At 46.6% G+C, this 15,719-nt stretch carries 12 protein-coding genes and 2 pseudogenes; 10 read left to right on the plus strand and 4 right to left on the minus strand.

The window, feature by feature from the left end; translation table 11 throughout:
- The first annotated feature begins 4 nt into the window (after positions 1–4).
- From AB4114_RS06290 to AB4114_RS06300, 3 genes are all read left to right on the plus strand, one after another.
- Entirely contained in the window at positions 5–1,882 is a 1,878-nt protein-coding gene (locus tag AB4114_RS06290) for a hypothetical protein (RefSeq protein ID WP_441987659.1), read from the plus strand.
- Positions 1,879–2,925, plus strand: a complete 1,047-nt coding sequence (locus AB4114_RS06295) for a dienelactone hydrolase family protein (RefSeq protein ID WP_441987660.1) — start codon at positions 1,879–1,881, stop codon at positions 2,923–2,925. The genes AB4114_RS06290 and AB4114_RS06295 overlap by 4 nt, the downstream gene beginning before the upstream one ends.
- An 83-nt stretch (positions 2,926–3,008) precedes the next feature.
- Complete coding sequence (locus AB4114_RS06300) at positions 3,009–4,448, plus strand: extracellular solute-binding protein (RefSeq protein ID WP_441987661.1); 1,440 nt, start codon at positions 3,009–3,011, stop codon at positions 4,446–4,448.
- 162 nt (positions 4,449–4,610) lie between these two features.
- On the opposite strand, the gene clpP is transcribed toward AB4114_RS06300, so the two are convergent.
- The 4 genes from clpP to AB4114_RS06320 form a co-directional block, all read right to left on the minus strand.
- Positions 4,611–5,192, minus strand: coding sequence for an ATP-dependent Clp endopeptidase proteolytic subunit ClpP (gene clpP, locus AB4114_RS06305; protein ID WP_441987662.1), 582 nt, complete (start codon positions 5,190–5,192; stop codon positions 4,611–4,613).
- Between the two features lie 80 nt (positions 5,193–5,272).
- Complete coding sequence (locus AB4114_RS06310; protein ID WP_441987663.1) at positions 5,273–5,590, minus strand: hypothetical protein; 318 nt, start codon at positions 5,588–5,590, stop codon at positions 5,273–5,275.
- A gap of 13 nt (positions 5,591–5,603) precedes the next feature.
- Entirely contained in the window at positions 5,604–6,197 is a 594-nt protein-coding gene (locus AB4114_RS06315; RefSeq protein WP_441987664.1) for an ArsR/SmtB family transcription factor, read from the minus strand.
- Positions 6,198–6,775: 578 nt separating this feature from the next.
- Entirely contained in the window at positions 6,776–6,898 is a 123-nt protein-coding gene (locus tag AB4114_RS06320; RefSeq protein WP_441987665.1) for a hypothetical protein, read from the minus strand.
- Positions 6,899–6,943: 45 nt separating this feature from the next.
- Between AB4114_RS06320 and AB4114_RS06325 the strand changes: the two genes are divergently transcribed.
- From AB4114_RS06325 to AB4114_RS06355, 7 genes and pseudogenes are all read left to right on the plus strand, one after another.
- Positions 6,944–7,195: a hypothetical protein gene (locus AB4114_RS06325; protein WP_441987666.1), complete on the plus strand. Its 252-nt coding sequence runs from the start codon at positions 6,944–6,946 to the stop codon at positions 7,193–7,195.
- A 10-nt stretch (positions 7,196–7,205) separates the two neighbouring features.
- Positions 7,206–8,019, plus strand: a pseudogene (locus tag AB4114_RS06330) (MFS transporter); the annotation flags it as partial.
- 429 nt (positions 8,020–8,448) lie between these two features.
- A complete protein-coding gene (locus tag AB4114_RS06335; RefSeq protein ID WP_441987667.1) occupies positions 8,449–9,045 on the plus strand; it encodes an FAD-dependent oxidoreductase in 597 nt (198 codons plus the stop codon).
- Between the two features lie 103 nt (positions 9,046–9,148).
- Positions 9,149–13,747: a fibronectin type III domain-containing protein gene (locus AB4114_RS06340; RefSeq protein WP_441987668.1), complete on the plus strand. Its 4,599-nt coding sequence runs from the start codon at positions 9,149–9,151 to the stop codon at positions 13,745–13,747.
- A 73-nt stretch (positions 13,748–13,820) separates the two neighbouring features.
- Positions 13,821–14,177: pseudogene (locus AB4114_RS06345) on the plus strand (golvesin C-terminal-like domain-containing protein); the annotation flags it as partial.
- Positions 14,178–14,904: 727 nt separating this feature from the next.
- Entirely contained in the window at positions 14,905–15,180 is a 276-nt protein-coding gene (locus AB4114_RS06350) for a hypothetical protein (protein ID WP_441987669.1), read from the plus strand.
- A gap of 229 nt (positions 15,181–15,409) precedes the next feature.
- Positions 15,410–15,667, plus strand: a complete 258-nt coding sequence (locus AB4114_RS06355) for a hypothetical protein (RefSeq protein WP_441987670.1) — start codon at positions 15,410–15,412, stop codon at positions 15,665–15,667.
- The last annotated feature ends 52 nt before the right edge of the window (positions 15,668–15,719 follow it).

The following is a 15,719-nucleotide window of genomic DNA, read 5'->3' on the forward strand; positions in this document are numbered from 1 at the left end:
AAGAATGGAGCGATTTGTTTGCTTGGGGACACCGGTGCAGGCAGATGAAGGAAGGTCGGCTGCTGTGTGTCAGTCAACCTCCGGGATGCAGCGTGTAGTCCTAGCAGCAAGAGGTTATGTGTTGATTGTCGATGCGGTTTCCAGCAAGTGCACGCAAGTTGCTTTTCCGGAGGGACTGCACGATTACTCCTATGCTTCTATGAGCAGCCGCTCTGGTCTATATTATACCGGTGCTGGGCCCATGCTAATGGTGCTGGATCCGTTTCATGAGCGCTTCGTGACTTGGGAGAAACCTGCACCGGAGGAGGAAATCGTCGGATTCGCCTTTGCCGAGGATTCGGAAGGGCATGTGTATTTCACGACATATCCGAGCTGTAAGCTGTTTCGCATAGATGCAGCGTCAGGCAAGGCTTCCGTTGTGGGGCGCTTAGCTATGGATCAGAAGTATGCAATGACGCTAGCCGTTGACTCAGAGGGGTGGGTTTATGCCGGCATAGGTACCACGGAGGCTGGGATTGCTACCTATTGTTTGACGGACGGAAAGCTGTTTACGCTGAAAGGCAGTGGGCCAAGTGTTCGCGGGAGCGGCCATGTGCATATGGGCAAGGATGGTCATGTGTATGCAAGCTTGCCTACCTACAGCACAGAGAAAGACTCGCCAGTGTTGGAGTGGTACCGATTGAATGGCGGCAAGGCCATATCCGTAAAGGAAGCAGATGTATCTGCCTCCTTCTACAAGGGAACCGGTTATCACAAGCTTCACCAAGATTTATCCGATGGAAGAGAGTTGACCAAATACGAGCTCGCGGAGGGTGAACTGGTTATTCAGGAGCCAGACGGGAGACGAACTGAGTTACCACTGTCTTATCAAGGGAATGGAACAGCACTTTCCCCGATGATCGGCGGACCGGATGGCAGGCTATACGGGACTTCCAATCATCCGCTGCATCTATATCGGTATGATCCAAATGAACAAGAAATGCTGAATTTTGGCGGGAAAGTCGTAGAGCAGGGGGGCGGAGGGAATATTTGTGCCTACGCTTCTCTTGGACCTTATATCATTGGCGCAGCCTATGCTGGCGGGCACTTGCATATTCTAGATACGCGGAGGCCGCTGCAGGCAGGAGCTGAAAGCGGACAAAGTCATGATAGGCATTCTATCAGGAATCCCCGCTTAGTTTATTCGGATGAACGAATACATCGTCCCAGATGCGCCTTGGCACATCCTGATGGTACTCATGTTCTAGTCGGCGGTTTTCCGGGTTATGGTGCTGTTGGCGGCAGCTTGATTGTTTTGGATATCTATACGGAGACGACAACTGTATACGAGCAAGATGTTGTTGTCCCTCATCAAAGTACGCTGAGCTTGGGAGCCCTTAGCTGTGGGAATGTGATTGGAGGAACGAGCATCGAAACGCCTGGTGGAGGTGTGCCTGCAGCACGTGAAGCTGTTCTATACCGATTCGATTGGCGGGATAGACTGGTAACGAAGCAATGGTCACCCATTCCGGATGCGCGTGAGATCTCCTTGTTGGTCATCGATGCGCAGGATCGGGTTCATGCACTCACTTCTGATTCGATATACTTCGTATTTGACCCTGCGCGAGAAGGCTTGCTTTATTGCGAAGATGTATCGAAATGGGGAGCTATTGTACGTAACGGTCTGCTCCTTGTTAATGATGCAAGTGGGTCACAAGTCGTGATTGGGCTGCTAAGCAGGGGTTTGTTCATGGTTCAGCCGGACTTGATGACACCACGCCTGATCACTGAGCTTCCTAAGGAAGCAACAAGTGGGTTCGTGTTGTTGCAAGGGAAGATTTATTATGGCTGTGGCAGCGAGTTGTGGAGCTATGCGTGGATGGAAGGAACTGGTGAAGGATGAGCTATAAACTTTCTGAAAGGAATCAAGGCAATATTCCGCATCTGCTAGATCGGATTGAAACAGTTGGGCAATGGGAGTTCAAGCGAGAGTCCATCAAAGCAGCTTGGTTGAAAGTACTTGGTACGCCGCCAGACTCATTTGCGGCAGCAAGCGCTATAGGGTATGAAATCATGAGGGAAGAAGCTATGCCTGATCACCGAAGGCTCGATATCCGTTATGCGACATTTGATGGGGATCAGGTTGAGGCTACATTATTGTTGCCGAATCCTTATGTTTTCGGCGAAGGTAAGCATCCTGCCGTACTCGCACTCCATCCGACAGCTTCCGAGGGAAGACTAGATATAGCGACGCCTTCCGGGCGTAAAAACCGCCTATATGGTCTGGAGCTCGTATCGAGAGGCTATGTGGTGCTTGCTCCGGATGCCATTACGAGTGGCAGCCGGATATATCCGGGTTCAGAAGCCTTTCAGTCAGCCCCTTTTTATGAACGAAATCCGAGATGGACAGTTGTTAGCAAGATGCTGTTTGACCATATGCGAGCAGTCGATATACTTTGCTCCGTTCAGGAGGCAGATTCGGAAAGAATAGGCGCAATCGGACATTCCTTGGGAGGTTATAATAGTTGGTTTCTAGCTGGATTGGATGAACGAATCCGAGCCGTGGCATCGAGCTGCGGCTTCAGCATGTTTACGGATGATCCCGATCCGAACCGATGGGGACAACGCGATTGGTTCTCGCATTTTCCATCGATATCGGATGACTTGAGGGAAGACCGCATTCCATTCGAGTGGCATGAAATAGCTGCGCTTGCGGCACCTACTCCTTTGTGGATGTGGAGCGGGATCAGTGATCACATTTTCCCGAATTGGTCCGCCATAGCATGCGGGATGAGGGATCTGGATAGCTTGTATAAGCTGCTAGGGAGAGAGAACTCATTTACATTCTGGATGGGGAATGCAGGTCATGATTTTCCTGAAGAGGCCAGACAACTAGCCTATCGATTCTTAGACCTGCATTTGGGATATCATCCCAAAAATGCTTAGATCCCTCCTCGAAAGAATGATTGGTAACCATGTAAAGCACATGGTATACTGTGTCATAAACACATGTATAGGAGCGGTATACATTGCTGCGAAAAAGAAATAATTTTCAGGAGCGTTACGACCAATTTCTCCAGGAATTACGGGATGAAATCGTCAGCGGAAAGATTCAGCCAGGGGAATATATATTACCGGAAAACGCACTAAGCGTAAAATATCAGATTAGTCGGGTATCTATTCGCAAGGCTTTGACCGAGCTTGTTGAGGATGGATTAATTGAAAAGATAGCTGGAAARGGCAATCGTGTAAAGCTGCCGGATCAGGGGCATACGCCGGTTACGCTGCGACTTGCATGGTTCTCCAGCTCTTATGAAATCGACATTATACATCGTATTGTCCATGCTTTTGAGCAAAAGTATCGCTTTGTTAAAGTGGAAATAAATGTACTGCCAGAAGATAGATATACCAATTCCATTATTCAGATGATGGAGCAGAAAGAGGGACCGGATGTATTTATGATGTCCGACTCTCATTATCGGGAGTGGTTGGAATCGGGGAAAACAGAGCATCTGACGGGTTATGTCCCACCGCATTTGAATCCGCAGGAAACCAGTTATCCGCAGGTATTCGATATTTTCACCCATGAAGGGCAGATGCTGGCTGCGCCATTTATTTTTTCTCCAGTCGTGATATGCTTCAATCGATCGATATTTAGGGAAAATGGCCTGTCAGAGGAGACTCCGCTTGTTGATTGGAATGATCTATTGCGAGTAGCCAAGCAATGTACGCATGATTTGAATGGTGATGGTATTGTGGAGCAGTATGGTTTTTGCTTCTCTTCCTCTATCAATCGCTGGCCTGTCTTTCTCCTACAGAATGGTGGGGAAATTATGTCAGCGGATCGAAGTCACTGTACGATGGCCAACGAAGAAAATATTCAAGCGCTTGAGTTCTGCACTTCGTTGATGTACAAGGATCAAGTATCACCCATCTATTCGCATGGCAGCAATCATCTAGCAGAAAGCCTGTTTATGAAGGAACGGGTAGCGATGATAATGACGACCTATTATTTTATGAATGAATTCCGGGACTACTCGATGGAGTGGGATATCCTTCCTGTGCCTGAGCAGCGCAAACAAGCAACGCTCCTGCTGGGGGGAGGGTTAGCGGTGAATGCGAATAGCGAGCATGCCTTGATGGCTGAACGTCTGGTGGAGTTTATGACAGGCGTTGAAGCACAATCGCTGCTCAAAACATATGGCTGCACGATCCCAGTACTTAAATCTGTAGCAGAAGATGATAGTTTGCTTCATCCGGATATTCATCCACAGCATTACAGCCGATTTTTGGATGTTCTCCCTTACGCTCGCACACTGCATAGCCTCAATCTTCAACAGAAGGAAATTACTACACTGTATGAAGAGCTGAACCTCCTGTGGGCTTGTATGGAAAGTCCAGAGGAAACGTGTAGAAGAATTGAAGCTAATTTTAATTTGAGCTTGAAGCAACAGTCCCTTTCTGTATAGCCTCCCGGCATTCCGTTCGTAATACATTTACTAATAGATCTTATGAATCTGGGAGGAATGAGGAACTGACTTTCTTCTGCCCGGCACATGTTCTATGTAAAAAGACTACCAAAAGAGATGAGTCCTCTTGGTAGTCTTTTGTGATTCAAACCCGATATTCGCTTAAATTCGCTCAATTACCTTATCAATCAACCCATAAGCCCGCGCCTCTTCAGCATTCAGGAAGTAATCGCGATCTGAGTCTAGTTCGATCTTCTCGATTGGTTGTTTGGTGGTTTGGGAAAGGATACCGTTAAGAACTCTGCGCGTTTTGAGAATATGTTGAGCGCGGATATGAATATCACTCGCTTGCCCCTGTGCGCCTCCCCAAGGTTGGTGAATCATAACTTCTGCATTCGGTAGGGCAAAACGTTTACCCGGAGCACCAGCTGTTAGCAGAACAGCGCCCATGGATGCGGCCATACCTACGCAGATCGTGGATACATCGGGTTTGATGAAGTTCATCGTGTCATAAATTGCGAGACCAGCTGACGTAGATCCGCCAGGCGAGTTGATGTAGAGCGAAATATCTTTCTCAGGATCCTCTGCGGAAAGGAACAAAAGCTGGGCAATAATCGCATTTGCGACTCCATCATTAACTTCTGTGCCAAGGAATACGATGCGGTCTTTCAGCAATCTGGAGTAAATATCATACGAGCGCTCTCCGCGCGCGGTTTGTTCGACGACCATAGGTATGAAGCTCATTGAAATCATCCTTTCTATAATGAAGATGGGTTGTTTTGTTTACGAGGTTAAGGTTTAGCGTAATTAAGTTGCTTAGCCCATTAAGCGGCTTTGCATTGGATTGTATTGGTATGCACGGTAGTCTTCTGGCCAAATCCAGAGGAAACCATGATGAGTCGAATAGGTTCTTCATTTTGAAAAGAAGGGAACTCGCGAACCGTAACGGTTGCTTCGGAATCCATGGATGCGGTATCTTGTTGGCGATAAGATTCAAGCTGAATGACTTTGCTTTTGGAGGAATCGCTTGATTTGGTGGGGATCTGTTCCCAAGCGATGACAGGTGATACGGATGATAGAGCAGTATCCTGCTGTGGTAGACTTGTTTGTTTCTCCTGTGCTTGCTCATGCTCATGACTCATGGTAATTGCCTCCTCATTCCTTTGGCTTGGGATAAACGGTCAGTAATACCTGATAAGTATCTTGAACGTCTCCTCGAACACCTGCGTAGCGTTGCACTAACTGCTGGGCCATTGCCGTGTATTCTTCAATGAATGCATGTCGCTGTTGCTCCGTGCATAGCTGCACTTGAAGCTGCAGTGTCGCGCTTGGAATCACTTCACCGACATCCGACTGCTCCATGAGCAGCATAGCATCTCGGCGGATTCGCTCGGAAGTCGTCACGAGATGGGCGAGAGAGCTCTGATCCTTTAGCTTTTGCAAGGTTTCAGGCTTCATGCTGAGAGATTCGGCCAGTACAAAGGTTTTGGCGATTGAACGGTAAAGCACCTCAACCAGATTGCGCACTTGGCGTGTACCTACGCGTGTAACTAAGCCGGCCTTCTCCAACGCTTTCAGGTGATAGTTGATGCGTTGAGCCGTCTCACCTAAGGTGCGCGCCACTTCCGCGGCGGATCCCGGCTCTAGGAGCTGCGCGATGATTTCTCCGCGAAGCGGGTTAAGCAGCACAGTCGCCTGCTCGGGGGACTCAATATAGTAGCTGTCTTGGATCTCATTTTCTTGTGGCATGGAGTGGATAGCCTCCGTGTACAAAATATATGTTACGTACAAATATTTTATTACGTGGAGGTGGGAAAGTCAATGGGCGGGGGTAATAACTACTATCGGGAGACAAATAAGTTTTGAAGTAGACAATAAAGTTTTGAAGTGACAAATAAAATCTTGAAGTAACAAACAGAGTCTTGAAGTAACAAATAATGTTTTGAAGTAAACCAGTAAGCGTTCAACCAATCAACAGGGTGAACGCTTATTACATTTTGTGTAAGTAATGAGCTAGCTAGTTACTAGTTACGCCCGGGAGGGGGAGGGTTTAAAATAACGGGCAGGTGTAACGTTTAGTAGTCGGCCTACAGTCGTGGAGCAACTCGGACCTCATAGTTTTCTCATTTAATCCTCGTAAGTAAAAAAAACGCTTTACGAACTTATTTGGTAATTGGTTTACTCATTTCATCGAGCATAGTTTTCGAACGATTATAGGATTGAGATCGGGAGATGAGATATGCTTCACATAGTCTGAGGCGCTATTTTCGACGTCGCCAGATGCTCCATAGAATTTATAATGCGGCAGAAAAGTGATTGGAAAATACTTAAAGGGGGCGAATCAGTTCGCTGATCGTATAGCCAATTAAGCCACGTAATTCCGCCATCCAGCGTTTATTTACACGCGACTGTTCGATATTCGGATGGGCCGAAACAACTAGAATTCTCATTGATCTCCTCCTTTCGCTTCGTCCTCAATGGTTGCGGAAGCCGAGATGGAGCTCACGTTCCGGTTCAAGATGGTCAAAGAAAACCTTATGGTCTGCCTCGAACAGTACTTGCAGATCCTGGAGAGGAATTTCAAAATAGTTGCAGACTTTGAGTGGTATCTGTTACAGCACAAGCCAGAGCCTGAGAAACAGCGCGTGCAGCTACTGCGGGTGTTCGATCATCGCAAGCGGATGGGAGAGGTAGAGATTCAATGGATGAAGGAAGAAATAGAGAAAGTCCGGACAGATGAAGTCTAAGGAGGATGACATGGAACGACTATGGACAACGTCTTTTATTCAATTGACGCTAGGGATGCTGGTCTAATTCACAAGATTCTATATCCTGCTGCCCACGATGCCGTTATTTATTAAGCAAATAGGCGGCAGCGAGTTGCAGGTCGGACTAGAGGCTGAGGTGTTCACACTGACCGCTGTTGTCTTTCGTCCGATTGTCGGAGGGCTGCTTGATCGGTACGGCAGAAGGCAGTTTATGATTTGGGGGCTTGTCTTCTTTGTTATATCGATGTATCTATACGACTGGGTTGCCGGCATAGTAATGCTGCTCGCGCTGCGTGTTCTGCATGGCGCCAGTTGGGCCTTCTCCACGAGTCTATCAGTACATCGGTCACTGATATCATTCCGGACTCGCGCCGGGTGAAGGCATGGGTTGGTTCGGCATGGCGATTGGTCCGCTGCTCGGCTTATGGGTGCTGCAGAATGGTTCATTCCAGACCTTGTTTTTACTCGCAACAGGACTGTCTGCGGTTTCGTTTCTGCTAATTTCCACAACCAAAATCCCGTTTCAACCGAAAGGTGCAACGAAAAAGATCGAAATGTTTGAAAAATCGGTACTCCCCGTTACTACAGCGCTCTTCTTTCTGGCCGTTGCCTATGGCGGCATCACAACTTTCCTGCCGTTGTTCGCGGAATCCATCAGGGTCAACGCCGGCACATTCTTCTTGGTATACGCCATTGCGCTTACGGTGGTAAGGCCATTGGCCGGCAAGCTGTCCGACTGGTTCCAGGGAGTAGAATGCCTTGGCAGCTGCTTCCTTGTTTGCATTCAAGTAACGGGAGTTGTATCTGACAATCAAATCGAATTTCTCTAAATGGAAAATTGATTCATCTTGTTTCTGTGAATTCTGTAATGATCTTTACGACATGCTTTTAAATCTTTATCGTCTAGATTATGGTTTGCACCATGACACCAGCGCAACTAACGGAAGAATTTATTTGGATTTTGCATGAAGTTCTCTCCCTAGAAAAGCATACACCGCCGAATTTATCCACCCTGCGCCGGAGAGCGCTGCAGTTCCATTATGCTCCAGCATCCGCTGAGCGTGTAGGTCCGAAAGTGTATAAGCGAATGTTTACAAATGAGCTTACTGGGCGGATAACCAAAATGAAGGCATCAAATCAAAAATGGAGATATTTTATTATACGAGTACGAACTTTAAAGTGGAGAGGAGGAAAAGAAAGCGCTGTCATCACTCATCTCGGGAGGGGTGGGGATGCAGCTTCATAAAGGGAGAATTGAGGACATGATGACTGACTTCAAGGACACAAGCTTAGCGGGGAATCCATCGGCAAGGGCAAACCGGCAAAAGACGGAGAAATACGACGTTGTCGTGTGCGGAGGCGGGCTGGCGGGCTTCTGTGCAGCCGTTGCTTCGGCCAGACAGGGGGTGAGAACCTGTCTCGTTCAGGACCGCCCCGTCTTCGAAGGGGACAGCTCCTCTGAGGTCAGAGTGACCCCGCATGGCGTGGCTGCTTTTCACGTGTATGCCAAGGAAACCGGGCTCATCTCGGAGCTATTGATTGAGGAACGCGCACACAACCACGAGACGGTCTTTGAGAACGGCTGGACGAACAGCGTGTGGGATATGACGATGTATGACATGGCGCAGCGGACAGAGAATTTGACCTTTTATTTGAATACGACCATTCTGGATGTTCGGATGGCGAATGCGCGCAAGATTGCATCAGTCGTGGGTTATGTTTTAAAACGAAGGATATGGGCTACCCGGTGCCATTCACCGCGCCCGATTGGGCTGCGAAGCTTGATAATCCGGACTTTTTCTATAAACAGGGTCGAAATCCCAATTTAAATCACTTAGGGGTTGAAAGGAGGGGGTTTATGTCGCACAGATCAGCGACTCTGCCGAGAAAACATGAATGGGTTTTGATAAAAGTGTACAGGAGGATTGAAAAATGAGAAAAGGAATGATTACTAAGGCTTCAGTAACGCTGGTTATGGCTTTACTCCTGCAAATAGTGGGGGCTGCAGGTATGGCGGGCCCTACCGCAAATGCAGCTCCCATAGTTGCTGACAGCACATGGAAAGCTATTGATACGACATTAGCGGTAGCACCTGGAAGTGCGCTGGACTTGTCCTACTTGAATCAAACACCAGCTGGAACGAAAGGCTTCGTAAAGATTGATGCGGATGGCGATTATTATTTTACGGATGAGCCCAATAAGAAAGTAAAGTTCTTTGGTACCAATCTTAACGGCAGCTATGGTACGGATCCAACCCGGGAAGAAATGGTTATTATAGCCGACCGGCTTGCTGCTATGGGTTATAATGTGGTGCGATACCATTCCAATGATGATAATGTTGACTGGGCAGTAGGACTTATGGTGAAACCTACTTCCACTACGGTTACATTAGATCCGGTCAAACTGGATAATTTTGAGTACTTCGTTTCTTTGCTGAAGGATCGAGGCATTTATATCGATCTCGACATTCTGGCTTATGCGGATTACTCTAGTGTACCAAGCTTAAGCGTCTACGGCTCATTCGCTGCCAAATATATGGCAACGCTTTTTCCGGAAGGTAAAGCGATTTGGCGATCATTTGCTCAGCAGTGGCTTACTCATGTTAATCCTTACACCGGACTTGCCTTGAAGGATGATCCTATATTGATGGGGCTGTCTCCCATGAATGAAACTATTCTTTATAATGCTAATTTTTCAAACTCAAGTGTAAATGAATGGTTAAAAGCAGACTTTAATACGTTTCTGGCTGGTAAAGCACGTCCGCCTATCACAACATTTCCAAATATATTTTGGAGTGCACCTGCGAGTATTCGTGATGATCTTGCCGAATACTTCACAGAAAAAACGTTATCTTCCCATAATGGAATGAAAAATTACCTTAAAGATGTAATTGGAGTAAAGGTACCCATTGGAGGAATTAACTACATTAATGATTCTTTGGCCAACTACTGGAGAACACACACAGATGTTCATGAAACACACTTATATAATGGGCTTGTAGATGGAAGGGGAGCAACATTCTCTTTTACCCCGGCGTCACATCCTCGTTACAGTATGGTATTTGCTCCAGAATCAGCAGCTAATTATGTGCCGCAATCTGGAGGGACTATATTTAAGAATTATATTCCTGGTCTTGCCCTTGGGCAGCTGTACCAGAAGCCTTTTGCATTAACTGAATATAATCAGGAGTTTCCGACGAAAGGCAGAGACGACCTTGGATTGATGGTGGCCGCGACCGGCGCCTTCAATGGCTGGGATATGCTAAACAGGTTTCAATATGTTTCCCGTGTAAGAGAGGCTACTCAACAAAGTGCAACTTTGGGTGGTTTTACTTCATTTGATACCCTAACAGATACCTTGGTAACGATGTCCGAATATCAAAGCACCCTTCTTTTCCGTAAAGGTCACATCACTGCAAGCGAACCTAAATTTGTCATTGTCAGGGACCAGACATCGGTTAAGACGCATGCGGCATCAACGGAGAATGAAGATTTAGAGATTAATCGAATGTATATACCGCATCTGTTCAAGATGGTTACCGTGTACGCAGATAAGCCTGGTGAACCCTATGCCATCTATAAAATCACACCTGAGCTTACACCTGAGCAAATCGCAAGCGGTAATTTTCCTGCCCAGAATAAGATATCCATTACGAATAGCATGACTTTAAAGCAGGTTGCGGAGACGTTTATAAATGCAATAGATGATGTCAATCTGAAAAACAACATGCTCTCTAATCTGAATCAAAATAAGCTGGTTTCGGACACGGGTGAGCTTATATTTGATCTTAATTTAAATACCTATCTGATCAATACCCCTTACGCAATTGGAGCTGTAGGCACGTTGAATAACAACAAATTCGAGCTTGGTCCTGTATCCATGAAGGCAAGTGTGGATAAAGGAACCGTATCCGCAGCAACGCTTGATGATAAATCGCTAGACAAAAGCGAGAGAATGCTGGTCATCTACACAACCGATGCAGCGGCGACAGGGGAAGATACGATTCAAGATCTAACGGATGCCAACAAACGGACCTATGTAAGAGGGAAATTGCCGACACTTGCCAAACACGAGACAATGGAATTCCATCTGAAGACGACACTCATCCCAGCAGCGTACAAAGCTTACAAGCTGGCGACAAACGGTGTACGGCTGCAGGAAATTCCCGTGATCGCCACAGGAAAAGACGTATTTGTCCAGCTTGATACGGATAAAGGCTTCGCCTTTGAACTGGTTTACGATCCATTGTACACGAATGATTTTGAGTCAGGTGTGGCGGATTGGACCTCCGTTAAAGGGAACTTTGCGCTTCAAACAGAAAGTAGTGGCAATCATGTGTATCAGTCAACGAAGTCATCGACAGCTGTGGTCGAGCAGACTGTGGGTACAGACTATTTCGTAGAGTCAGATGTGAGGATTGTCAGTCATAAAGATACGGTAGGACTCCTCGCCCGGTATGTAAATCCAGACCAGTATTATAGCTTTACCTATGATGCGTTATTCGGAAAGGCAGTCATTGAGAAACGCAGCAATGGTACATCCGTTGTGCTTCAAACAGCGACCGGTGTGACATTACCGTTGGATGTTATGAACAAGCTGAGGTTTGAAGTGGTAGGCAGTAACCTATATGGCTATATCAATGGTCAATTGGTGGTCACAGCAACAGACAACTCGATTACAAGCGGCTCCGCTGGGATCCTAACGAAGGATCTTGAACTGCCGGCAGGCTTCCCGTGGGGGACAGCAACACAACAATGGATAGCTGCACTAGGAAACGCGGTGAAAAGTGAAATTAATGCAACCCCTGGCTCTAATGGGGCATTCCTAATTGGATTAACCGAATTCTTGAAGCGGGTTAAGGGCCCAGTCTCCTATGATAATTTCATCATCTCGTATCGAGATATGACGGCGCCTTCCGCACCATCGAATGTGACAGCAACGGCGCTATCTTCTTATGAAATGTCATTGTCTTGGACCCCGTCTACGGATAATGACAGTGTGGCTGGCTACATCGTCTATCGGGATGGGCAAGAAATTGCGACCTTAAATGGCGCAACCACGAGCTATAAGGACACGGGCTTGAGCCTGGCCACGACTTACCATTACACGGTTCAGGCCGTTGACCCTGCGAATAATCGTTCTGCAGTAAGTGTTGAAGCTGTGGCTGTGACGAAGAGCACACTGCTCGAGGATAATTTCGAGTCGGGGAGTGCAAGCATGTGGTCCGTTGTTTCTGGATGGGGAACTTTTGGYGTGGTGAATGACGGAGGCACGAAGGCTTACTTGTCCGATAATGCGGGTAAAGGGGCTACAAGGTCCGTAGCTGGACTCTCCTCGTGGACCAACTACCGTGTGGAAGCGAAAGGGAAAATGGATAAGCCGAGCGGCCGAATCGGGCTAGTGGGGAGATTCGTCGATTATAACAACTATTACAGCATGACTTATGAGAACTATACCCAAAAAGTCTACATCAGTAAGCTGGTGAACGGCACGACTGTCGACTTAGCGATTTCCAATCCGATAACGCCGCTTACCGCTGGAGCGTACCATTCGTTTGGATTCACGGTATCAGGCAATATCCTGCAAGCGTATGTGGATGGGCAGCTGGTGGCTATGACTACGGACAGCTCCTTCTCAGCTGGGAAGGTCGGCGTATATACGCACCTGTTGAAAGCGTATTTTGACGATATTGTTGTGAATCCCCTGCCGAATCCCGACGTCACAGCGCCTACTGCGCCAACCGGCTTGACGGCTGATGCGCTCTCGTCTGCGGAAGTTGCGCTGTCTTGGGCGCAAGCCTCCGATGATACCGGGGTAACCGGCTACACCATTTATCGGGATGGGCAATCTGTGGGCACGGTGACGGGCGCGGTGTATACATTCAAAGACACAGGCTTGAGTGTGGCGACGACTTATCACTACACCGTCAAAGCGAAAGACGCGGCGAACAACATCTCCGATGAAAGCAGTGAAGCCATCGTCACGACGAAAAGCACACTGCTGGAAGATAATTTTGAGTCCGGCAGCGCCAGCAGTTGGTCGGTGGTTTCCGGATGGGGAACGTTCTCCGTTGTATCCGACGTGTATGGGTCCAAAGCTTACCTGTCTAACAATGCGGATAAAGGCGGGGTGAAATCCGTAGCAGGATCCACATCTTGGACCAACTACAGCGTAGAAGCCAAGGGAAAAATGGAGACGGCCAGCGGCCGAATAGGACTGGTGGCGAGGTTTGTTGACTATAACAACTATTACAGTATGTCCTATGATAACTACACCAAGAAAGTATACATCACAAAGCTGCAAAACGGTGTTCAAACCGATCTTGCCATTTCAGCAGCCATCCCGCCTCTTGCCGCAGGAACCTATCATACGCTGCGATTCACGGTGAATGGGAATACGCTGCAGGCATATGTAAATGGTCAGCTTATTCTTACAGCAACAGCCAGCACGTTCTCAGCGGGGAAAATCGGGGTATACACACACCTGTCGAAAGTTTATTTTGACGATGTTGTGGTGAATGCAGCTCCGTAAATAGGAGGTCGCACAAGTAGATGTCTCTACTCGTGCGACCCCAAATACAGAATAACGTCGGACGGGGGCATGGACGGCTAGTTTGTTCAGCAGCCAAAAGATTGGCGCGGACTATTTGCATGACGGCAATACAGGGAAAGGGACATTGAGCGTCCAGTATACTCCTAACGTATTGTCGGCAGGCACTTATGACGTGTATTTGTGGTGGAATGCCGATACGAATCGAGCAAGCAATGTACCGGTCACTGTCAAATATACAGACGGGACGACGTCTGGTTTGACCGTTAACCAGCAGGCGGGCGGCGGGATGTGGAACTTGATTGGAAGTTATCCCTTCTCTGCAGGGACGTCGGGTAGTGTGATTATCGGCAACACGGGGACAACCGGATATGTAGTTGCGGATGCGGTAAAATTTGTTCTAAGGGAATAAATGACAGCTGGCAGCCTATTTCTTTGTATTAAGCATTCACGGCGATACTTCTTGGCCGGTTCCCTTTGGAGTCGTACCTGGGATGATAAGCCGTTGACCCGGAGGTTGTTAAACTACGACGGGGAACGTTAGCAACAAGTCGACTGGTTATATTTAATTTGTCAGAAGTACTTCAAAACTAATTTGTAAATGAGACAATTTAGCCAAAAATCCACTTCAAAACTTTATTTGTCATTTTGTTTTCATCAACAAAGCCAGCAAACCCTTGAGTTTGCTGGCTTTCTGCACTTCAAAACTAATTTGTCACCCGACATGAACACAACAGATGGAAGACATTAAAGTTTTGAAGTAGACATTAAAGTTTTGAAGTAGACATTAAAGTATTGAAGTAAACAATAAAGTCTTGAAGTAGACAATAAAGTTTTGAAGTGCGAAATACARTTTGAAGTAGTAACAATTATGTTTTGAAATTAAATAGGCGTTCACTCTGTTATTGGGTGAACGCCTATTTAATTTTATGTTTGGAGAGAGAAGAGGAAGTCCTCCTTAGTCGTATCCAGCAGAAAGACGGGCAGGAGGGGAGAATAAACTAACGGCAGAATAGCGTGGTAATCCTATTGGAAATAAAGATGAATTTATCCATATTTCTCGAATAATTATTTGAACTTGCAGTGATCATCCGGCGCTTTTAAGCATTAGAACTAAGGTTTGTTTTAGGGAGGATACTATGGAAATAGATTTAGTAAAATATCTGGGAGATCTGCTTTTACATCAAAATGACGAGTTGCTAATTAAATTAAGGATAGGTGACGGTTTAGATAAAAGTAAAGTTGATGAGATTTGTGCAGTATTAAGTCAATTAGCCATCGAGTGGGAAAATGATGAAAAGATATCGAAAGAGGCAGTTGATTACTTTATTCAAATAGATCCAATTATGAATGCAACCCTTGAGTCGATATTCCGAGAAACAGCAAGCAGAAATCTTAATACAATAAAAAACTGACTGGGGCTTTTAAAGAATACAAATACCAAAGTGAATCGGGGGGCTTTATGTACGATTATATAGGCATCCATTCTGAAAATTATGCGAAGAAAATTAAGTCGAAAGTTTTGGAGTCCAAAATATTCATATTATCGCCTATGAAGTGAATGCGGAGGGCATCCATTTTAGTGGCTCAAGCCACGGTCTCATTACAGGTGTATTTATTCGAACGCCTGATGATGATATTGTGATGTATCACTATGGCACAACCTCCCATAATACCGTGCAAAATAGTGTGCTATGGGGAGATGACGCACATACGATTCTCATAGGTTTGGGAAGTGTACCGGATGCCCATATCTCAGATTTAACGTTTCAGAATATCGACGTGCTGAATGAGCAAGGGGTGTATATCCTCGATAAATTTACTGGCGTGTTGAAATTATGGGCAAATGGGGGTGAACGCCTACTACTTTTTTTGCGTAAAAGTGTCAGGCTAACCATTTGAAAGGGAAATTTAGGTAACTAACAAAAATCGTACAGAAAGACCTAAAGATTCT

It is taken from the genome of Paenibacillus sp. 2RAB27 (assembly GCF_052115445.1).
In the GTDB taxonomy this organism is placed as follows: domain Bacteria; phylum Bacillota; class Bacilli; order Paenibacillales; family NBRC-103111; genus Paenibacillus_E.